The organism is Arcanobacterium phocisimile (genome assembly GCF_016904675.1).
GTDB lineage: Bacteria > Actinomycetota > Actinomycetes > Actinomycetales > Actinomycetaceae > Arcanobacterium > Arcanobacterium phocisimile.
In genome coordinates this window covers 135,217-157,420 of sequence record NZ_CP070228.1, presented here as the reverse complement: position 1 = coordinate 157,420, position 22,204 = coordinate 135,217, and the positions used below count along the sequence as shown (strand labels likewise).

General features: G+C 51.6%; 14 protein-coding genes. 9 read left to right on the top strand and 5 right to left on the bottom strand.

Annotated features, from left to right (window positions below; translation table 11 throughout):
• The first annotated feature begins 8 nt into the window (after positions 1–8).
• The 7 genes from JTE88_RS00615 (at position 9) to JTE88_RS00585 (ending at position 13,713) form a co-directional block, all read left to right on the top strand.
• Positions 9–2,633 (top strand): lysylphosphatidylglycerol synthase transmembrane domain-containing protein, encoded by a 2,625-nt coding sequence (locus JTE88_RS00615; protein WP_204424663.1) that lies wholly within the window; start codon positions 9–11, stop codon positions 2,631–2,633.
• A gap of 200 nt (positions 2,634–2,833) precedes the next feature.
• A complete protein-coding gene (locus JTE88_RS00610) occupies positions 2,834–4,669 on the top strand; it encodes a SpaH/EbpB family LPXTG-anchored major pilin (RefSeq protein WP_204424662.1) in 1,836 nt (611 codons plus the stop codon).
• Between the two features lie 406 nt (positions 4,670–5,075).
• Positions 5,076–8,675, top strand: a complete 3,600-nt coding sequence (locus JTE88_RS00605) for a DUF6923 family protein (protein ID WP_204424661.1) — start codon at positions 5,076–5,078, stop codon at positions 8,673–8,675.
• Between the two features lie 124 nt (positions 8,676–8,799).
• Entirely contained in the window at positions 8,800–10,482 is a 1,683-nt protein-coding gene (pgm, locus tag JTE88_RS00600; protein ID WP_204424660.1) for a phosphoglucomutase (alpha-D-glucose-1,6-bisphosphate-dependent), read from the top strand.
• A gap of 9 nt (positions 10,483–10,491) precedes the next feature.
• Positions 10,492–11,247 (top strand): GntR family transcriptional regulator, encoded by a 756-nt coding sequence (locus JTE88_RS00595; protein ID WP_204424659.1) that lies wholly within the window; start codon positions 10,492–10,494, stop codon positions 11,245–11,247.
• 29 nt (positions 11,248–11,276) lie between these two features.
• Positions 11,277–12,521 (top strand): MFS transporter, encoded by a 1,245-nt coding sequence (locus JTE88_RS00590; protein WP_204424657.1) that lies wholly within the window; start codon positions 11,277–11,279, stop codon positions 12,519–12,521.
• A 76-nt stretch (positions 12,522–12,597) separates the two neighbouring features.
• Positions 12,598–13,713, top strand: a complete 1,116-nt coding sequence (locus tag JTE88_RS00585) for an App1 family protein (RefSeq protein WP_204424655.1) — start codon at positions 12,598–12,600, stop codon at positions 13,711–13,713.
• Here the strand turns inward: JTE88_RS00585 and JTE88_RS00580 are convergent.
• The 5 genes from JTE88_RS00580 to JTE88_RS00560 all read right to left on the bottom strand — a co-directional run bounded on the left by JTE88_RS00580 (position 13,672) and on the right by JTE88_RS00560 (position 16,366).
• Complete coding sequence (locus tag JTE88_RS00580) at positions 13,672–14,091, bottom strand: hypothetical protein (protein ID WP_204424653.1); 420 nt, start codon at positions 14,089–14,091, stop codon at positions 13,672–13,674. The genes JTE88_RS00585 and JTE88_RS00580 overlap by 42 nt on opposite strands.
• Complete coding sequence (locus tag JTE88_RS00575) at positions 14,088–14,453, bottom strand: helix-turn-helix domain-containing protein (protein WP_204424652.1); 366 nt, start codon at positions 14,451–14,453, stop codon at positions 14,088–14,090. Before JTE88_RS00575 ends, JTE88_RS00580 begins: the two co-directional genes overlap by 4 nt.
• Positions 14,454–14,510: 57 nt before the next feature.
• Positions 14,511–15,068, bottom strand: coding sequence for a hypothetical protein (locus JTE88_RS00570; RefSeq protein ID WP_204424650.1), 558 nt, complete (start codon positions 15,066–15,068; stop codon positions 14,511–14,513).
• Positions 15,068–15,250, bottom strand: a complete 183-nt coding sequence (locus JTE88_RS00565) for a hypothetical protein (protein ID WP_204424648.1) — start codon at positions 15,248–15,250, stop codon at positions 15,068–15,070. The genes JTE88_RS00570 and JTE88_RS00565 overlap by 1 nt, the downstream gene beginning before the upstream one ends.
• A gap of 90 nt (positions 15,251–15,340) precedes the next feature.
• Positions 15,341–16,366: an endonuclease/exonuclease/phosphatase family protein gene (locus JTE88_RS00560; RefSeq protein WP_204424646.1), complete on the bottom strand. Its 1,026-nt coding sequence runs from the start codon at positions 16,364–16,366 to the stop codon at positions 15,341–15,343.
• 176 nt (positions 16,367–16,542) lie between these two features.
• Between JTE88_RS00560 and hrpA the strand changes: the two genes are divergently transcribed.
• Positions 16,543–20,772 carry an ATP-dependent RNA helicase HrpA gene (hrpA, locus tag JTE88_RS00555; protein ID WP_204424645.1) on the top strand — a complete coding sequence of 1,410 codons (4,230 nt, stop codon included), beginning with the start codon at positions 16,543–16,545 and terminating at the stop codon, positions 20,770–20,772.
• A 496-nt stretch (positions 20,773–21,268) separates the two neighbouring features.
• Positions 21,269–22,183, top strand: a complete 915-nt coding sequence (locus JTE88_RS00550; RefSeq protein WP_204424643.1) for an ABC transporter substrate-binding protein — start codon at positions 21,269–21,271, stop codon at positions 22,181–22,183.
• The last annotated feature ends 21 nt before the right edge of the window (positions 22,184–22,204 follow it).

The window sequence follows — 22,204 nt, the reverse complement described above, 5'->3', positions numbered from 1 at the left end:
ATGGAGGAGTGAACAGTCAAACTCACCCGTTAACTGACGTAAAAAAAGCACCTGCGCGTGACGTCCTTGTTGTTGATGCACCTCAGCGGTGGATCCGGCAACCAGCCGATCTCGTAGGAGCCTTCGTTGCATTTGTGTCCGTTGCCGGGGTGGTTTTTCTGGCCTTATATGCTCGCCTGACGGTTCTAGGCGTCACAAGTGACGTACGTGCAGCAACATCAAGTTTCGTTGAACAGATCCTTTTTATCCCAATCAACACCGTGCAGGGTTTGGTTTCTTTCTTCCTGCCAATCACTCTCATTTTAGATATGCTGATCCGTCGGCGATGGCGTGCGTTAGCTACTGCAGTTGCCGCCTCAGCGAGCACCGTCGTACTCGTTCAGTCTTCACGCTTCTTCATCGAATACGCCATGCGCCAAGAGTGGATTTCGACGGTCAGTCCACTAAAAATGTTTACCGAACCGATCCCGTATCTTGCCGTTATTAGTGCACTGCTCATCGTCGCCGGCACCTATCGAGGATCTCGACTGGTACGTTGGGGCTGGATTCTGACCATCATCGTTATCGTACTTGCAGCCTTGCAGGGCATGAACACTCCACCCAATGCGGTGGCCACAATTTTGCTCGGTATCGGAGTTGCGTTTTGTACCCGATTTATCATCGGAACGTTACCGCGCCGGCTCACCGGCACCCATCTTGTGGATCTTATTCGCCGCTCCGGAATCGACCCGGTTGATGTCATCCGCTACGACGCCGACGTCGCTGATTCCGTATCGGCCTGGACGGTTCAGGCACGCAGCCCGATCGGCTATATCGACATGAGTGCTTTGCAACGACTCGCAACCATGTGGAACAAATCTGATGACGAACGCCAGGTTGGCGATGCCCTTGAAATCACAGAGCAGATCTCGACCATTTCGCCAGCTTCTGGGGTAAACGCAGCCGATTTATCGGCCGGCATCCGATCTTCTTTCCCAGCTTTTCGGCCAGAATCTGTTTCACGCATGTATGTGGTGCGAGATATTCATGGCGAAACCTTCTACGTTCACGTTCTTGACGAAGATCAGCTTATTGTTAGCGTACTCGCAGACCTTTGGCGACAGTTACGGTTCAAGGTTGCCTATCGAGAAAATTCGCGTACGCTTCACGATGCCGCCCAGCATCATATCCTTATGCAACTTGCTACCGAGGACGCCGGTATTTCCGAACAGCTATTTGTCGGCAGTGCGCACGCAGATTCATCGGTATGTATCGTGTACCGAACGTCGTCGTCGGTTTTGCTCGACGACGTCGATGGCGAAATAATCACCGATGAACAGCTCGATGCTTTCTGGCAGACGGTGCAAACTGCCCACCTGCGCGGATTATCTCACGGCGATATACACGCTGGCTGTGTGCGCTACAGCGATGCCGGTTTGCAGATCACCCAGTGGCAAGCTGGTTCGATTATGACTGGTGAAACTGTGCGGTTGGTTGATTTGGCACAGAGTTTGGCTATGCTCTCGGGTGTTGTGGGGATTAATCGTGCAGTGGATTCGTTGTCGCGCGCAATTCCGTTCGAACGCATCATGTCCTTGGCTCCACTGCTTCAAAAAACGCTGATGCCGGCACGTACGCGGGAAGATTTTCCGAAGGCGAAGGATTTTCAGACAGTACGGCAAGTACTTGAAGAGCGACTACCAGATATGGGTTCGATGGAGCCTATTGAGGTTAAACGCTTCTCACCGAAGACGATTATTACGGTGTCAATCGGTGTAATCGCCGTGTACTTGCTGGCTGCTTCGGTGAACTTTGAGGAGCTGGCAGCGGCGATTAAGTCAGCAAATATGATGTGGATGATCTTGTCCTTCTCTGCTGGTTTGCTGACATATTTGGGTGCGGCGATCACGTTGAAAGCCTATACGCGTGAACATGTTCCGCTGGGGCAATCAATTATTATTCAAATCGCAGCTTCGTTAGTGACGTTAGTGGCACCGGCCGGTATTGGTCCAGCAGCGCTTAATATGCGGTTCTTACAGAAGAAGAATGTGGCGACTGCGGCCGCTGTTGCGACTGTGACAGTGGTGCAGGTAGCGCAATTTGTGACCACGATTTTGTCGCTAGCTGTTTTGACGTTGATTACCGGTGAGCTAGGTTCGCTGTCAATGCCGTCAGAATCGGTCATGATCGGTATTACGGTTGGTGTGGCAGCTCTCGGTTCAATATTCCTCATTAAACCGTTGCGCCGGTGGATTTTACGCAAGATCCAACCGACTGTGGAGCAGATTTGGCCGCGCCTGGTCTGGCTGGGCACTCATCCGCAACGGTTGCTGTTGGGGTTGCTTGGCTCACTCATTATGACCATTGCGTTCATTGCCTGTTTCGGCTTTGCGTTGGGCGCGTTCGGCTACCAGTTGCCGCTGGTGACCTTGGCGGTCACGTATCTGATTTCGAATTCGGTGGGTTCGTTGGTTCCCTCCCCTGGTGGTATCGGCCCGGTGGAAGCAGCGTTGACCGGTGGTTTGGTACTTGCCGGTATTCCGTATTCAGTGGCGTTATCAACCGCGGTGCTCTATCGTTTGTTCACCTTCTGGGGCCGTGTGCCATTGGGTTGGATTGCGTTACGAATCGCCACAAAAAAGAACTATATCTAGGCGTTGCTAAACTTCTGAAATCAATAACGATTTGACACCTTTTCAAAACTCGGGCTAATTACACATTATACATATTAGAAATATCACGTCACAATAATATATATCAGAATCAGCCAAGCCATAATCTAGACTGATAGGTATCACGTTCGTGGCTAATAGTTTGCCCTGCGTAAGATCATCTGCCGGGAGCACATTTGATCATGAAACGTGCTACTCAGCGAATGTTATGGACACAAGTCCACAGCACGACAACAGGAGAACAAATGTTTAATAAATTGCGCAAGATGGCCGTTGTTGCCGTCACCGCAGGCGCCCTAGTCCTCACGGGCGGTATCGCCCAAGCGGACAATGGCAAAGCGCCAGACTCGGTCATTGACGCCAGCAAAAAGGGAAATATACACCTAGTCAAATATGACGACGAAGGTAAAGCTGGCTCTCCAGCAAATGGAATAAAGCTTGATAGTAGCCCTCGACAAAAGACAATTCAAGGAATTGAATTTTCACTTTCGCAAGTAACCAAATTTCCAATTTCTAGTAAATTTGGGACATTTTCCGGAAAGCCAATTGACATTACAGACGTTGCGCAACTCACCGCGCTAGCCAAGCTATCAGCATCTGACGTCACACAGGACATGTTAACACCTTCCAAAACGCCTGAAAACGCAACCCCGGGTGCAAATGGTTCTTTTAAGACCGGAAATAAAGGCGAGATCGATTGGAAAGACCTTAAGCTCGGCGTGTACATCCTGAGGGAAACAAATTCAACTGTAGGAGAGGTTACATATAAAGCCGCTCCGGATTCATTAATCTTCTTACCTACAACAAACCCTGAGAACCAGACTGAATGGCTTGTCGACACGGACGGTAATTATGGCATTTGGATTTATCCAAAAAACTCCAAGGACGAAAACACAAAGTTTGTAGATGACGCTAAATCGAACGTCGGCGATACCATTACCTACACAATCGAGGCATCAATTCCAGCTACCAAAGTACTCGATCTTAAAGACCAAAAAGATGGCCTAGAAACAAATCTTAATGAGTTTGCGTTCTTCGATCACTTAGATGAAAAATTAGAGTTAACAACCAATTCACGAGTTTTTCTATCAACAGCAATTTCTAAAGAAAAAGCACTTTCATCATTTAAGAGCAACACAACCAGTTTAGTTCAGGATTCTGACTATAAAGTGACCATTAAAGGTCAGAAACTGTTTGTAGCTTTTGACGTACCCGGACTAAACAAACTTGGAAAGGCAAAAGCAGCTGACAACCAGAACGAATTAAAAGCCTACTTAATTTTCCAGCCCACAGTCAAAAAGTCAGGAATTATTCCAAACAAAGCGATTGTATTCAAAAATAACGGCTCCGGTAAAGGCGATATAACGAAAAACCCGACTACTCCACCATCAGAGCCAGGGAAGGGCGCTAAAACAAAAACTGTTGTATCCGCTTGGGGAAAAATCGAGATCGTCAAGAAGGATGATACAGGAAAGCCCCTTCCGGACGCAGTTTTCCAGGTTTACGGTGTCACCGAAGACGGAATCGACTATAAGACCCCTGTGAAGGTGGGAAATACAAACAAGTGGACCACCGCAAAAGACACCGGAAAAGTTGTTATTGATGGTCTTCACGCAAACAATCTCGAAGACTCAGAGGCAAAAGATGCAACATATAAAAAATATGCACTTGTCGAAATAGAAGCACCTGCAGGGTTTGAGCTGAATCCTAAACCAATTTTCTTCACTATCGACGCTTCGAATGTCCAAAAGATTACAACAGAATCAACTTGGAAGCTTGATGAAGAAGGCAAGGTTATACCAGAATCAGAGACAACCAAAACGACAGTTGAGGAATCCGCTAGTTCCATCACCGACAATATCCAAACGCTTTTCCGCACGGTTGATGTTATCAACATCAAGTCCAAGCCAAAGCTTCCACTCACTGGTGGCGCTGGTATCACGATCTTCGGTCTGCTTGGCGCAGCGATTATCGGTGGTGGAATCTTCGCCGCTAAACGCAACAGCAAGAAAGCCTAAAACTTTCAAGAAGGAATCATTCCTTTACGTTGATAAACAAAAATAAATTTGTTTGTTAACGCATCTTTGGGTGGCTTGCCTATTACCCAGTAGACAAGCCACCCAAAGTTTATTTCCACGCCTGAAGAATAGCTGGCCAATATCTAGTTCAGTTTCAAATCCCTTGGCCCACTTCTTGATCCTTGGAAACCTATGGAGAGTTCGTCAGTTATAACATTCTGGCCTACATAACCGATCTCGTGGGGTAAATAGACCACGAACTGAAAGGTTGCCCTACGTATAAACCACATATAAGCTTTAGCAACATTATCGCCGCAGTATTAGACGTTAAGTGACCCCCACTCCTAAACGCCACAAAATCAAAAAGACTCACCGGCAACAATATTCGATCATTGAAGGAACAACGATGAAACAAGTCCGCAAAAGAAATATAATAACTTCGCTTTTCACCGTCACAGGTGTTCTACTTTCAAGCCTTAACCTGTTGCCTTCCACCAATAATGGTTATCTCCTTATGGGATCAACTAAAGCTGAAGCTGCTACCTTTACTAAAGGTTTCGATCCACAAGAAAAGAAATCTGAGGTGCTCTCCACAAAGTCAGACACGGTGAAGGTAGTCAATGCCAATGACTGGTGGAAGAACGGTAAGTGTAACGCAGGAATTGTTGATATTTCTTTTTATGCACCCGCGAATATCAATATTTCTGAAATCATTATTACGCGACCTGGTTTACCCCATCTAACTATAGAAGTTCCCCCCGTTGACAATTGGAAAGGGAGAGCAAATACCATAAAGGTGGCTGACTATAAGCGCATGTTTTCCTCAAGCTATGAGCCGACGTGGGACGACATAAAGAAAACTACGCATTACACTGTCACCGACAATGCAGACCCTAGTAAGAAAACAGTACAATACGCTATTCATCAGGATCTAACTATTGAAAAAGGTCAATATGTAACTATTGAAAACGCCCTTTCGTACTGCTCAGCTTATCCTCCTGGGACTACACAACCTTTAAGCATAAAACTCGTTGGAAAAGTGCAGGCTGGTGGTTTCTGTGAAGATCGTGCCCGATACTCACAACCGGCAATCTTTGCAGGCGGATCCGGCGAGCGGAAATTAAGCAGACCTTCTATCGGATCACTAAAAGAAATTGCAGCAAAATATACTACTAAAACTCGAGTTCCGTTACTCTATTATTCCCCAATAGACGCTACCGATGAACGCTACCTTGGCTTTGTTGCAAACGAAAATTATCCTCAAAATAGAATCTTGGCCCGCCTAGAATCCTACAAAGATTCACACGGGGATCCTGTTGATGCTTCTAAGGTAGTTTCCAAAGAAGGTCCGCGAACTCTGAGCGCCGAAGAAAAACGTAACGGGGTCTCTACCTACGTGACCGCTGCTATACCTGATGCCCAAAGCCGAGACCGATCCCAGCTTTTCCGACAAATTCCCGGACAAAGCAGTTTTAACACAATTGGGAAAGAAACAGGCTGGGTGGTAAACGCATTGGCTTATAATCCAGAAGACAACTGGTTATACGGAATCAGTCAAGGCCGAGTAGGTAACCATTCCTCACCTTATAGCGAACCTGCAGGTTATCAAGGAAAATTCTATACAATCACAAAAGATGATCCTTGCTTTCCCGCCGGCCATCTCCTTCAAATTCATCCAGTAACTGGCGAAGTTAAGAACCTCGGACGTGTAACAGCACCGGGAACCAACAACTATGCCTTCCAAGGAAAAGAAAACACCACCACCCCAAATGATCTATGGGGCGGCATAAATGTGGGCACTTTTACCAAAAATGGGCAATACGTCGTCTCGAATGCTTCAACATCCGGGACAGGTGCTTTATATTCGGTAAACATCAATAATGTCACTGCTCAACCGATCAATAACGCACAAAAATGGATCAACACAAGCAAACGCCTAACTAGCGACTGGTGGCCTGATTCTTTTCTTAGAGGTCCTGATTATGGCCGAAATAAAGACCGTTCTGGGCGCGCTTGGTCAGAGGACTACACTCCGCTTTATGTCCCAGAACAAGCGAATAATGGCTTCACGAAGAAGCAACATATCGCTGGAGATTACATTTGGGGAATTCAAAACGGTTGGAACTCAGATGTTGCGAAAGATGTTAAGAAAGTCTTTATAGAACGCATCAATACTCTCGATGGCACCGTTCATCGATGGGATATTAGTGGTCTCCGTACACGAGCCGGACAAAGTATTCCATCTGGCCACCAGTGGGGCAAAGCGTGGGCAGCCGGAAATTCCATTCTGGGATTCGGTACCGCCAGTAGCGGCGCAACAGCAGACCAAATACAGATTCAGATCACTAATCCAGAATCCAATAACCCCGCTTTTAGCTTGGTTTCCCGAGACAGCTTAGCTCCGAAATCATATAATTCCAACGGAACCTCATCGATTTCTGTAGATGAAAATGTCGTGGACCTTGAAATTCGTAAAACACGTAAAGATATCTCTGAAACTGAAGTAATCTGGGACATCGAAGTAAAGAATGTTTCGAAAGATACTACCAGTTCCGGTTTCATTGCTTACGATACTATTCCTAAAGACTTCGTTGTCACCGAATTGCAAAGCAATAATAGTTCAACACCGATTCCTGCAGGGACTACTAATAAAAGTTTTAGCGTTGGTAACTGGTCTGCATACGTTGGCACACCCATTGCCAACGGCAATACCGTAGTAGAAGCGATTCACGGACAGCTCGAACCAGGTAACTCTGCTATCCTCACCATAAAAGCCACACGTAAAAACAATTCTCTACCAACCGATTGTGTAGAAAATGTTGCAGGAGTTATCGGATTCGATCGCGATCCAAACACTAAACATGTAACAGTTGATAACTCCGGTCTAGACGAATTTGGCAACAAAACCAACGGTGAATATGGTGATGTGGATCGTTACCGCAAAGACAAAGACGGTAAATTGCGTGAATACGGAGACATCACGTCAGATAACTACTGTAAAGCAAGTATCACGGTAGAAAAACGTATCGTAGAGCCCGGACAAGAAAAGACTGAGCATGATCAGCGTACTTTCCCTGCTGACGCAAACACTGCCGGCTGGGAATTCACCACGAACAGTGGTGAACAAAAAGTTCTTCTCGACGGTTTAGAAGGCAAAACATTTACTGATGCGAACCTCCAAGAGCGCACTCCACAAAGCCAGTCCGTTCTGAAAACTTCCAACGGAACTGAATCTGATAAAAAGGGTACCGCCAAATGGCTGGTTAAAAGCTCCGCGGATGTCAAAGATGTTTCCCTTACCGAAAGCCAACAAGAGGGCTTTTCACTTGTGAAACAAACGGATATAAAGAACGCCAAATGTACGTACACCACCGGCATAGGAACTACACCCAAGAACCTCGAGTTCACGAATGTTGAGTCTCCTTCTAACCCGGGCGTAAAATTCAATATTCCATTTAATAAACGTAAAGGTGCGGACATTACCTGCGTATTTGATAATGCGAAGCTCGAGAATAAGGGCAAAGTAACGGTCAAAAAAGCTGAGTACGATCCAAAAATGGACAAGCCGACTGTCTTAGAAAACTTGGGTGGTGCAGAATTTAGCGTTTACGCTGCCAATACGGACAAGTCTTCACCTGATTACACTAAAGTTCTGCACAGCATTAAATATGAGGAAAACCAAGAAGATCACGGCTTATCTTTCGAGGTTAAACCTGGACAAACATATTTCCTTGTAGAAACCAAGGCTCCAACAGGCCTCAGCCTTCTTCCACAACCGTTGAAGCTTGAAACCTATTTAGATAATGACGCAGTCAAAGTCCGAACTGACAATACTCTGAGTGGAACTGTCCAGGGACAGGACAATAGCATCACAATCACTGTTAATGATGTTAAAACCGGAAATCTACCACGCTCAGGAGGCCCCGGAATCTCACTCTTCGGCATCCTCGCCCTTGGACTATTCGGAGTTACTACAACACTGATAAGGCGTCAGCACAACGTCTAATAGCTAAGACACAACGTCCTATCTGGTGGCTCAAATGTTTCCACAACATTTGAGCCACCACTATTTTTCCACGAGCTAAGGCGAGCGCCAACACCAATGCAATTACATTTAGTAGACTAGAGTTATGAATGAACGCGCAGGAACCCTGGCTCAGCAATCTGACCTTATCGACGTCGATGCTCTCATCAGCGCCTACTATGACATTGAACCCGATCCAGCAAACCCAGCCCAGCAGGTTGTATTTGGCACCTCTGGTCACCGTGGTTCGGCTTTCGACGGTGCTTTTAACGAGGCACACATCGTGGCAACCACCCAAGCTATTGTGGAATATCGCCGGGCACACGGTATTGATGGTCCGCTGTATATCGGCCGCGATACTCACGCACTCTCGGAACCAGCAGAGCGTACTGCATTGGAAGTTTTAGCGGCGAACGACGTCGAAGTTCGGATTGACGCTCGTCATTCTTGGACTCCTACCCCAGCGGTTTCTCTCGCAATTTTGACGGCGAATGGGGCTGACACGTTCGACGGCGTCCGCACCTCCGGTCCGGGCTTGGCTGACGGCATCGTCGTCACCCCTTCGCATAATCCGCCGCGCGACGGCGGTTTCAAGTACAATCCACCGCACGGCGGCCCGGCAGGGTCGGATGCTACCTCGGCAATTGCGCAGCGTGCGAACGAGATTTTGCGTGAAGGCTGGCGCAATGTGCCACGTGTTCCGTACGATGTCGCTATCAAAGCGGATACCACGCGTGGGCATGATTACCTGTCTGCTTACGTTGACGATCTGCAAACAATTATCGATCTTGAAGCGATCCGGGATGCCGGCGTGCGCATCGGCGCCGACCCGATGGGTGGCGCGTCAGCCGAATATTGGGGTGCAATCGCCGAACGTTACGGTCTCGATTTAACGGTTGTTAATCCGGTTGTTGATCCAGCGTGGCCGTTTATGACGTTGGACTGGGACGGCAAGATCCGCATGGATTGCTCCTCCCCGTATGCCATGGCTTCGCTGCTTGAACGCATGAAGCCGGACGCTTCTGGTCATTCACCGTTCGATATTGCAACCGGTAATGACGCCGATTCAGACCGGCACGGAATCGTTACTCCCGATGCTGGCTTAATGAATCCGAACCACTATTTGGCGGTGGCGATCCAGTACTTGTTTACGCATCGCCCGCAGTGGCCGGCTGGTGCTGGCGTTGGTAAGACGCTGGTGTCGTCGTCGTTAATCGATCGCGTAGTTGGCGATATCGGACGAAAGCTCGTTGAAGTTCCGGTCGGATTCAAGTGGTTTGTGCCCGGGTTGATCTCTGGGAAGATCGGGTTTGGCGGTGAAGAATCTGCCGGCGCATCGTTCTTGCGGAAGAACGGTACCGTGTGGACCACCGATAAAGATGGTCTGATTATGGATCTGTTGGCGGCCGAGATCACTGCGGTGACGGGTAAAAGCCCGTCTCAGTTGCATCGTGAACTGGTGGCCGAGTTTGGCGGTTCGTCCTATGCACGTATCGATGCGGCAGCAACGAAGGCAGAAAAAGCTAAGTTGGCTGCGTTGGCACCAAGCGATGTGACTGCCACTGAGCTAGCTGGCGAAACCATCACGGCGCATTTGGTTGAGGCACCTGGAAATGGAGCAAAGATTGGCGGACTGAAAGTCACCACGGAAAACGCGTGGTTTGCGGCTCGCCCATCGGGTACTGAGGATGTCTACAAGATCTACGCCGAATCATTCCACGGTGACGAACACTTGGCCCGCGTTCAAGACGAAGCCAAGGCTGTTGTCGCCGCTGCGCTAGAATCCTAACCAATCATTATGCTCCACCCATACGCACCTCGGATCGAACTCAATCGGACCTCAGATATTCCACTCCATGTGCAAATATCGCAGCCGATCGAGCGTGCCATTATTGCCGGCGAATTGTCTGCCGGCACGGCAATCGAGAACGAGATTTCGATGGCACATCGGCTCAAGGTCTCCCGGCCAACCGCCCGGCGTGCCATGCAAACGTTGGTGGAGCAAGGACTGCTGATCCGGCGGCGAGGCAAGGGCACTATTGTGGCGCCCAAGCCGCGCCATCGACTGTTGAAACTCACGTCGCTGAACGAAGAGTTGCGGGTTCGAGGGCAGCATCCGAGCACCGAGATTTTGGCCTACAATATGGTTCCGGCAACTGTGAAAATGGCGCAGCAACTCGATTGTCCACTCGGCACACCGGTGTTGGAACTCGAACGGCTGCGCTATCGCGACGGGGAACCTATTGCCTTGCTCTATAACTGGATGCGTGCCGATCTCGCGCCAAGTTTTGCTGATCTTGAACAGCACGGATTGTATGAGTTGATTCGTCAATCTGGAATGATTATTGCGTCGACAACACAGTCGGTTGGGGCTGAGCGTCCCACTCGACGCCAGGCTAAACTCCTCACTATTCCGTTACGTCAGCCAGTTCTCACTATCAACCGTACAGCTTTCAATGAAACAGGCGATATTATCGAGTGGGGCATTCACACGTATCGCGGCGATCTCTACCGTTATGAATCGACGGTGTTCTCCCACGGGGAGCACGCCTAAATACTAGTTTTTACACTAGAAAGGTACTCATGTCTTCCCAGACGTTGCGCCGCGTGCGCAGGGTGATGGTTGTTGGCCTGATCCTCACAGTTTTAGGTAATCGCCTGATTGAAGGTGGTTGGAACGCGCTTACTGCTGCTGGCCAGGTCAGTGTGGGCACATTCGTGCTGATTTCTTCCGCCGAACAGCTCTGTGTTTTCGCTTTTCCACTCTATGCGCATATCCTCAAGAAATATTCTCCGGATACGACGCTGATTACCGTTGACTTCATTGAAGCTCTACTGTCGGTTGTCGCCGTCGTCGCACTGATGTTTACCGGCATACCGCAGATGTGGCTGTTGATCGGATATATTGCGATCGATCTATTCCTCGCACCGGTATCTGATATCGCCGAAGAGTTTTACGGCGCGGCGTTCGCTCAACATTCCGAAGAACACGCACTGTCGTTTAACGCCGCACTGTATGCTTGGCTCGGCTTTATCGGCCTGGTTGTTGCCAGCCCGGCCGGTGCATGGATGTCTGTTCTTTCCGTGCAGGTTCTGTTCGTTGCCAACGCGGTGTTGTCGCTTGCCGGCGCGGGTTTCCGAATGTGGGCCCGGCACACGTACGCGATGCCCGCGTTAATTGATGCCGACGACGACGAATTCTCCGTAACCGGTGCACGCCTACCGATGCGTCAGTTCTTCTTTGATCTTTTCCGCTCCGGCCCAGCTTCGCCACTACTTTCCTTCGTCTTACAAGTCATCGGAGCATTGACCGGCTCACTCGTATTCTTGTGGGCAGCGAACTTGAGCGGGCGCCCGGCACAGATAGCCATGGGGTGGGTGCTGATTGCCTTCGGTAGTGCAGCAACCGTTGGCCCACTCGTTGGGCGGCGCATCTCCAAAGCCATCCCAACTAAACGCGCCTTGCAAGCAACCGCCGGACTTTCGGCTCTCAATATTGTGATCACCGTCGTCCTCATTGCCAGCAATAACGCCACATTCTATACCGCGCTCGGTTTCATTTTCTTCAACGTTCTATTCAACAAAGCCCGGGTGATTATCTTGGAAACTCACCGCCAAGTGTTCTTCCGCGGAACTCAGTTCGCTCGGATTATGAGTTGGTCCTATAGTTTTGGCGCGATCGGAACAATTTGCGGATTGCAGTTAGGCTACCTGCTCAACACGCCAAATTCGCCGTTGAGTGCCTTACTCATTGCGGCTACTTTATGGGTTGTTGTTGCTGGCGTAGTCAGCTCTCGCACCTCGCAACCGGCAAAGCAGTCTGCCTAATCCCTATGCAGTTTCACGCATCACGCCAAGAGTTGACCCTCTCCCTCAGCTGGCCAAGTTTCGTTAGACTGTATCTATGGGATTAGCTAATATCGCTCGCAACGTCGAGGATTCAATTAACCGTCGTGGTATCGTCAAAAGTCGCCGCGCTGGCTGGCTCCCACGCATCACCGCTTATGCTGGTTATGGTTCAACGAGCGCAGTTCGTGTTTTGGCACGCGCTATCATGTCAGATCCGCAAGCCGAAGATAAGACATTCACGTTACCTTTCTTACCTAGTCTCACCCATTCTTATGCTGGGCAACGGGTTAATGAGATTATTTCCTTCGCTAACGAGAAAGCTGCCGAAGCTGAGCGAGGCTGGCGACAATTCTTCACTACCCAAGTGGGATTTTTACCGGTTACAGTAACCATTGGCACCCGAACCATTTCGGCTCGAACTGACCGCAGCGGATATTTAGATATCGTCGTCGAGAATCACGGGCTTGAACCAGGCTGGCATGAAGCAACAATCACCCCTATAGCTGGTGAGCCTATCAAAGCTCCAGTCATGATCGTCTCACCAAAAGCGACGCTCGGCCTGGTCTCCGATATTGACGACACCGTGTTAGTTACCTGGCTTCCGCAAGCCGCCCGGGCCGCATGGAACTCCTTTGTCAAACACACAAACGCCCGGCAAGCGGTGCCGGGAATGGCTGAGTTTTATCAGACGTTGCTCGCCGGCTCGCCGGAAGCACCCGTGTTTTATTTGTCGACCGGGGCGTGGAATACGTATTCCACGATTTTGCGTTTCATGCAGCTCAACGATCTACCCATCGGACCAATGTTGTTGACCGATTGGGGGCCTACCCCAACTGGTCTTTTCCGTTCCGGGCAGGAGCATAAGAAGACGCAGCTGCGAAACCTGCTGGTCATGTTTCCGCAGATTGAATGGATCCTTGTTGGCGACGACGGCCAATACGATCCGCTGATCTATGACGAACTAGCTCGCGAGCATCCTTCGCGGGTGCGTGCGATTGCGTTGCGTGAATTAAACCCGGTCGAGCAAGTACTTTCCCACGGTTCACCCGAAGCGTTCCGCACGGACCGTGAAGATAGCGACGTTGAACGCGACGGCGTACCAGTGATCCGTGGCAAAGACGGATACGAACTAGGCGTGCGCGCCCGTCGTCATGGATTCAGGATTTTTTAACACAAGTGGAATCGCCGGAATATCTACCATTCCACATAGCTGCGAGACGTACACTCGCACATAAGGCAAAATATCAGAAACTACTTGCCTGGAAAGAAAAATCTCCCAATCGCGGTCATTCGGTAAAGCTTGAAGGTCATCTTCGGAATGATAGATTCCACGCATATGCATATCTACGCTAGCAATTTGAGCTTTAATGGATAATTCGATATCAACCACGAACTCGTTATCAATAACTTGCGGAGCGTAGAAACTAATATTTGTTTCTACATTCAACTTCTCCGTTCGATCAATCTGCACACTTTCTGAACGAATCAGATTCTCTATTCCAGATTTGACTACTTTGACGCGCTCCAACGTCATCGTTTCATACATCATGCCTGAACCTTGTCCGAGTAATGAACAGTGAAATCAGTGTCTCCGTATTGTGGATATGGTATTTCTTGATAAACGGCGACATTTTGAACTACGTGGCGGATTTCAACATCTGGAACTAATCGATATTCTATACTCACCCCAACTATGCGGGCATATCGCCGAATAGTTTGTTGTGTAGGATTTATTTGCCCTGATTCAAAACGAGAAATAGTTGACTGGCTAACTGACATTTTCTGCGCAATTTCTACTTGCTCAATCCCTAATTTTTTACGCATTTCTACAAGGTCAGAAATAAGTTGCCGATCGCGTTTATTTTGTTCCCGTCGTTTCCGGATGGATTCACGTCTTTCGCGATTAAGCATGCCCCTCCCCCATTCACTATATGCAACTGGTGCATATAGTGAATATATCATGTCGCACTAGGGGGCAATATGAAAGTTTTCCGCCCAAGACATACATCTACTCATTGCCGCTGCCATAAAGTCGTTCTGCATACTATTAAGCTTGACGTTGCCGTCTCGTTTGACATGCATCAGCAAAGTCACGATTCCAGAAAAAGGTGGCTGCTCTGGCTCCACCACATAGATACGGATTCGATATTTGCCATCCCCGAGCTCATAGGGTTCACGCAATCGAATTTCAATCAAGCCTGGTTGCGATTGAGTTTCTACCGCGTCAGCATAGACCTCGTAACTCAGCTCCCCAAATGCAGCTTGCTCAAATCGGTCTTCTATCGCCGCTATTAACTCATCAATTTCATCATCCGAGATATGAACATCTCTTCCGGCAAAACCCTTAAGAAACGACCCCAATTCTAGGATGTCAAGCATTACCCAACAATCATCAGGAAGCACGTCATTTAGCGGCGAGCAATCACTATTTTCGCATTCCCCACCAGCATGACGCATTCGGTAGCTCGGCAGGTTGGCCGGCGAGTTACAGCACCTGACAGGCCCTGTGGCAGGTGCAAAAATCACTACTCATCCTCGACTACAATTTCATCGCGAATCTTATGAACGTTATCCCCCACATTACGGATAGTCCTTGAATTCCATAGCTGCTGAGCAAGATCCATGATCTGCTCATAACGTTCCCGGCCTGCCTTGGCACCCAGCACATAAGCTCCGCCAGCAATAATCAATGTACGAAACAGCTTCATATCTACTCTCCTTTGTTCAACACTCTTACTGATAATGAAAAGTCTAGCGACCGCCCGCATAACCTGGCACCCGCCGAGCACCCATCCAACTCACTTCTTCACCGAAAGCCGAACAAGTAACCCGCGATGATCAGAATCGCCAACTGAAACCACAGCAGCATCCGAACCGGTGTAATGCTCCCCGTCATGCAAGACGCGATCGATCGGGGCAGCTAATAACGCTGGAGTCGACGCCGGCCAGGTTCCCACTGCACCAGAACCTGCCTGATAAGCAGCATCAGCACAGGAAAAACCTTGAGCTAACTGGTGATCGACTGTGGAATTAAAATCGCCAGCCATAATGAAGTTCGGCTCGGAACACACACTGTAAACTGAGCGGGTTTCGGAACGCCATTCATCGATCAACGCCGGCAACGGAGCAATCGGATGAACACCAACGAACACAGGTCCTTGCCCCGAAACCGGACGAGCCGAAACACCCGCTGCACTATCTGGAACAATATCTGCCTGCTCGTATTCGCCTAGACCACGAGATACCAGCAAAACAGTAGAGCGAAACTCCGGATCATACTCTGAGGTATGCGTATCAAACTGCTGGAAATCCAAACCACTCTCGCGTAACGCGTCGACCAGTTCTTGCCCATGCGCACTTGATGTTTCTGGTAAGACGATGACGTCGGCGCCGTTAGAAACTGCCAACTGGCTTACATCAGCCATCCCGGTACGACCACCCAAGGTGTTGTACGTCAACACCGTGATATCACCGTTGCCCGACGAAGAAAGTGACACCCCGCGATCTGGCCCAAGCTTGCCTGGATTAGATATCCCACGCTCAGCAATCATGCCGAACTGGATACCACTGAAAATCAACAGCACCGCACCCAAAACAGCAGCAATTCTGCCCATGCCAAGCAACTTGCGGCGTACAACAGAAAAAACGAAAAGCGCCACCGCAGCAAACAGTAAACCGCCCGCAATCCACACACGCAGCGACATGATCTGCGCTAGCGGAGTAGATAGAACAAAATCACGCGAAAAGCTCAGAAGATCTGGGCGAATAAGTATGGCCGCACATGCCGCGATCACAAACGACAGCAATCCCCAGAAATATTTCATCCATACCTCTTTTCTTGTTCACTGTGCATAAGTCTAAACCACACCTCCCACACAAAAACGATCCGACAACACTCGGCCACAGTTATCCCTGCGACGTCCCACACAGTCAACATCCCGAACACTCTCACAGCGAACCACCCTGACATTGCCCAACGACCGTGCGAAAATAGAAAACGATGTCTGTAGAAAAAACACACCACAAAACCCAGGAAAACACCTCCGTCCGTCGTTCTCCTGCGGATCGACGTCGGAAAAATCGGCACCACCAGCGCGCACCGCGCGGGCCACGCCCGTTCACACCCGAACAACTAGCTGCCCGGCAAGCAATCGTCCCCGCCATCACCTACCCGGCACAACTACCTGTCTCAGCCCGCCGTGCAGACATCATGGCCGCAATCAAAGACAACCAAGTCGTTATTATCGCGGGCGAAACCGGATCCGGAAAAACCACCCAGCTGCCAAAAATGTGTCTTGAACTCGGCCGCGGCATCACCGGGATGATCGGCCACACCCAGCCGCGGCGCATCGCCGCACGCTCCGTCGCCCAACGAATCTGCGACGAACTCGACGTCGAACTCGGCGGACCAATCGGATACCACGTACGATTCACCGAAGAAATCTCCCCCACTACGCTCGTCAAACTCATGACTGACGGCATCCTGCTCGCCGAAATCCAATCCGACCCGATGCTACGCCGCTACGACACCATCATCATCGACGAAGCCCACGAACGCTCCCTCAACATCGACTTCCTCATGGGCTACCTCGCCCAGCTCCTCCCCAAACGCCCCGACCTCAAACTCATCATCACCTCCGCAACCATCGACTCCCAACGGTTCGCACAACATTTCGGAAAGTTTATGTATAACGGCGGTGACGACGTCGTCGCCCCAGTTATCGAAGTCTCTGGACGAACCTTCCCCGTCGAAATCCGATACCGTCCACTCGACAGCGAAACCGAAACGCTGCCAAGTGGTGAAAACGCCGAATACCTCAGTCGCGAAGAAGCCCACGACCAAATCACCGGAATCATCGACGCCGCCGAAGAACTCATGAATGAAGGGCCCGGAGATATCCTCGTCTTCCTCTCCGGTGAAGGCGAAATCCGCGAAACATTCAAAGCCTTCAAAGACGAACTCGGCAACCGGTTCATCGAACCAGGCGGACACTCCTCTATACCCGGCGCCGTCGAAATCATGCCGCTGTATGCGCGCCTGTCAGCCGCCGAACAACAACGCATTTTCCAGCCACACAACTATCGGCGCATCGTGCTGGCCACCAACATCGCCGAAACTTCCCTCACCGTGCCTGGCATCCGTTACGTCATCGACCCCGGAACCGCACGCATTTCGCGCTATTCGCCACGCACCAAAGTCCAACGCCTGCCCATCGAGGCCATCTCGCAAGCCTCCGCCAACCAGCGCTCGGGCCGATGCGGACGCGTCGCCGACGGTATTGCTATCCGGCTTTATTCTGAAGAAGACTTCGCAGCCCGCCCCGACTTCACCGAACCGGAAATCCAGCGCACCTCCCTCGCATCCGTCATCCTCCAGATGGCCTCGCTCGGACTAGGAACCGTCGCCGACTTCCCTTTCATCGACCCGCCAGATCTCAAAGCCGTGCGCGCTGGCGTCCAACTATTGGAAGAAATCGGCGCCCTCGAACCCGACACGCGCACCCCTGTGTTGACTAGAATTGGGCGCAAACTCGCCCGCCTGCCCATCGACCCGCGCTTGGCCCGAATGCTGTTAGCCGCGGTAGATAATGGCGCCGCCACCGAAGTACTGGTGTTGGTTGCCGCCATGTCCGTCCAAGACGTTCGCGAGCGCCCAGCCGAATACAAAGCCCAGGCCGACCAACTCCACGCCCGATTCACCGAACCTAGCTCAGACTTTTTGGCCTACCTGAATCTGTGGCGCTACCTGCGCACCCAACAACGCGACCTATCTGGTTCCGCCTTCCGGCGCATGTGCCGGGCCGAACATCTGAACTGGTTACGCTTCCGCGAATGGCAAGACGTCGTCGCACAACTACGCGAACTGGCTAAACCGCTTGGGATCACACTGAAAAATATTGCCCTGCCAACCGCTGCACAAATCCAACAAGCACGCGACAAACACAACGATGTCAGCCACAATCGCGACGTCGTCCACGCTGTGAAAGCAGTGGGCGCTTCAGCGGACGCGCCGGCCGCTGACGCCATCCACCGCTCGCTACTTGTTGGTCTGCTCTCCAATGTTGGCACCTACGACCAGCGCAAACGCGACTATCTCGGCGCACGCGGAACCCACTTCGTCACCTGGCCCGGCTCCGGCCTCGCAAAACGCACCCCCGACTGGGTGATGGCCGCCGAACTCGTCGAAACATCGCGACTTTTTGCGCGCACCGTCGCCAAAATTGATCCAGCCTGGATCGAACGGGTAGGCGCACACCTGATCAAACGCACCTACTCTGACCCGTTCTGGTCCACCCGCGACGAAGCGGCGAAAGTACACGAAAAAGTTTTGCTCTATGGGCTGACCGTCGCCGCCGACCGGCAAGTACTGCTATCATCTGTGGGAACCGATTCCGCGAGCGAACTTGCCCGCGAAATGTTTATCCGACACGCCCTCGTCGAAGGCCAATGGCGCACCCACCACCAGTTCGTCAAAGACAACAAGGCTGCACTTGACGATGCCCGCGAAGTCGAAGAACGCTTACGTAGCCACGGCATTGTTGCCGACGAAGCCGCACAATTTGTGTTCTTCGACGAACGCATCCCCGACAACATCGTCTCGGCACGCCACTTCGACTCGTGGTGGAAGAAAGAACGGTACAACCGTCCCGACCTTCTGACCTTCACCCGCGAATTCCTGCTTGGCGAAACCGACGCGTCCGACGACGACTTCCCCACCGAATGGGTACAAGGCGACATCGCGTTGCCCATCAACTACACGTTTGTGCCCGGCTCACACGCCGACGGTCTCACCATCGACGTGCCGGTCACATTGCTCCCACAACTCACCGACGATGGGTTCGACTGGCTCGTTCCCGGGATGCTCGACGAACTTATCATTGCAACGATTCGCGCACTGCCCAAACGCATCCGGCGCTACCTCGTTCCGGCGCCTGATGCGGCGCGCGACGTCGCCGCCCGACTGCCGAAATGGGACGACGTAGCACACGGGCAAGCCGGCGCGCCAAGTTTCCGTGACGCGTTTAGCGCGGCCGTGCACGAAGCACGCAGTATCGAGATCGATGAAGAAGCCTGGGAACAAGCCGATCTGCCACCCCACTTGGTGATGACATTCCGGGTGCGTTCGGAACGCGGTGCAGTACTAGAAGAAGGAACTTCTCTCGAATATTTGCAGCGTTCCCTTGCGCCGCAAACCCGCTCTGCAGTTGAACACGTCGTGAAGAACGCCGTCTCGCAGGCGCTTTCTGGTGGTTCGGCCGGTCACGGAACCGAGGCACCGGCGTCGTCCCCAAACCCCGACCTCACTGCAAACACCCCGCTGAGCGAATTCACGGGGCAAACCCTCACCACTTGGCCACAAACCCCCGACGGCAAGCTACCGGACTCGCTCGAATCGGTCGGCGCACACGGCATGATCATCCGCGGATACCCCGCACTCATCCCTGTACCAACAAAAACTGGCACCGGCGTCGAACTGCGAATCCTCGCCGAACCCGCCGAACAAGTACGCGACCACCGCAACGGAATCATCCGACTCCTCGCCCACGAACTCACCCTGCCCGACGCGCGCGTCAGCTCGCGATGGACCGGGCGCGAATCCCTTGCCATGGCCGCATCACCATACTCGTCAACCACTGCACTCATCGGCGACCTCCACGTAGCGGCAGTCCGCAACCTCGCAGACCGTTGGGCGCGCGAAGAAAAACAACCACTCGGACACATCCGCAACGCCGAAATATACAACGACCTGCGCAGCTGGTTGCGCGACCGGGTCGAAGACGAAATCTACCGCGTTGCCCAGATCGTCGTGCGGATTTTGGAAGCATACGGTGACGTCGACAGCACGATTCGAGGAACCAAGTCGCTCGCGCTCATCAACACGGTGACCGACGTGCGCGACCACGTAAGTTCGCTGGTGCGCGATGGGTTTATCAGTGCTGTGCCGGAAGAATATTTAGCGCAGATTCCGCGATACCTGCGTGGGGCACAGATCCGCCTCGAAAAAGCACCAACCACCCCATCCGAAGACTCCCTGGCATGGCAGATCGCTGGCATCAGCGAAGCCGTTACCCAAGAGCAAGAAGTCGACACCGCGTACGATCCGCAACGTGCCGCCCAACTCGAAAAGGCGCAGTGGATGATTGAGGAATTGCGTGTTTCCTTGTTTGCGCAACAGTTGGGAACCCACGGGAAGGTTTCCGTGCAGCGCATCCGCAAACTGCTCGGGTAAGTGGCCGCTGGGGCGGCGCAGGCTTGGCTAGGGCCGGCCACTCGGCTCCGGCCTCCCGCCCTTGGTCCTGGTCCCCGGCCACCAACTCCCACACCCCCGGCTCCCAGTCCGACAGCCCGGCCACCAACTCCCACATCCCGGCTCCCAGTCCGACAGCCCCAAACCGGACTTTCCTGTATCTATTTTCCAATATCCGCGGCCGCACTCTGTCGAAACCAGCCACAAACAGCCTCTCTCCAACTTCCCCCCCCCACTCTCTTCAGCACCAAATGGGGGAATAGCGCAAACCTCGTTCATATACGTCGAGGTTTGCGCTATTCCCCGTTTTACTGCACATCTTCCACGTCGAACACCCGCCCAAACCCACCTCACCCCATCCACATCCCAGAATGTGTGCCATCTTACCCAAAAAAGACTGTATAACTATACACAGAAATGTATATACTTTCATTACTGGCCAACACCGGAACAAAAATTCCATCCGCGAGGAGAAACCATGAAAACCCTGAAGATTACCGCAGCCGCCGCTGCACTACTGCTGACCTTGGGCGCTTGTGGCTCCGACGCCGGAACGTCTACCACCGACGCACCCGACGCCGCAGCTACTGCCGGCGACGTCCGCGCCACTGACGTATCCGCAATCGAGAAGGTAGAGGAGATTGCCGCTCTCCTACCTGAATCTGTTACCAAGGAAGGAAAACTCACTATCGGTACCAACGCGTTCTATGCGCCAGCTGAGTTCTACGCTGAAGATGGCACGACTATGCAGGGCTTCGATGTCGATCTAGCTAATGCGCTAGGCAAGGTTCTTGGTGTTGATGTCACCATGGAAAATGCAGAATTCGCCGCGATCATCCCTGGCATCGGCTCAACCTATGAGGCTGGTATTGCCGCGATCTCGGTCAATCCGGAACGGCAAGAGACTGTTGATTTGACACAGTATTACGAGGCTGGTCTACAGTGGGCGGTACCTGCTGGAAACCCGAAGAAGTTTGATCCTGCTGACGTGTGCGGCAAGGTCGTCGGCGTACAAACAGGCACCGCTCAAGACGAATACCTTACCGAGCTCAACACTGACGGATGTAAGGACAACCCGGTCCAAATCCAACGGCAGTCCGAACAGCCACGGATCAGCTTGGAGCTGGCACAGGGTCAGCTTGACGCCATGTTTGCTGACACCCCAGTTATCGACTACGCTGTCTTGCAAACCAATAAGCAGATTGAAAAGATTGGCACGCCGATCGATGTTGTTGGCTTAGCCATCGCCAGCCCGAAAGGTGACGGCACTACCGAAGCTCTCAATAAGGCGCTTCAACACCTGATCGACACCGGCGACCTTGCTAAGATTTTTGAAACTTGGGGTATCAAAGATGGCGTTGCCACCACTGCTACTCTCAATCCAGCTAACTGATAAAACACAACACTAGGAAGC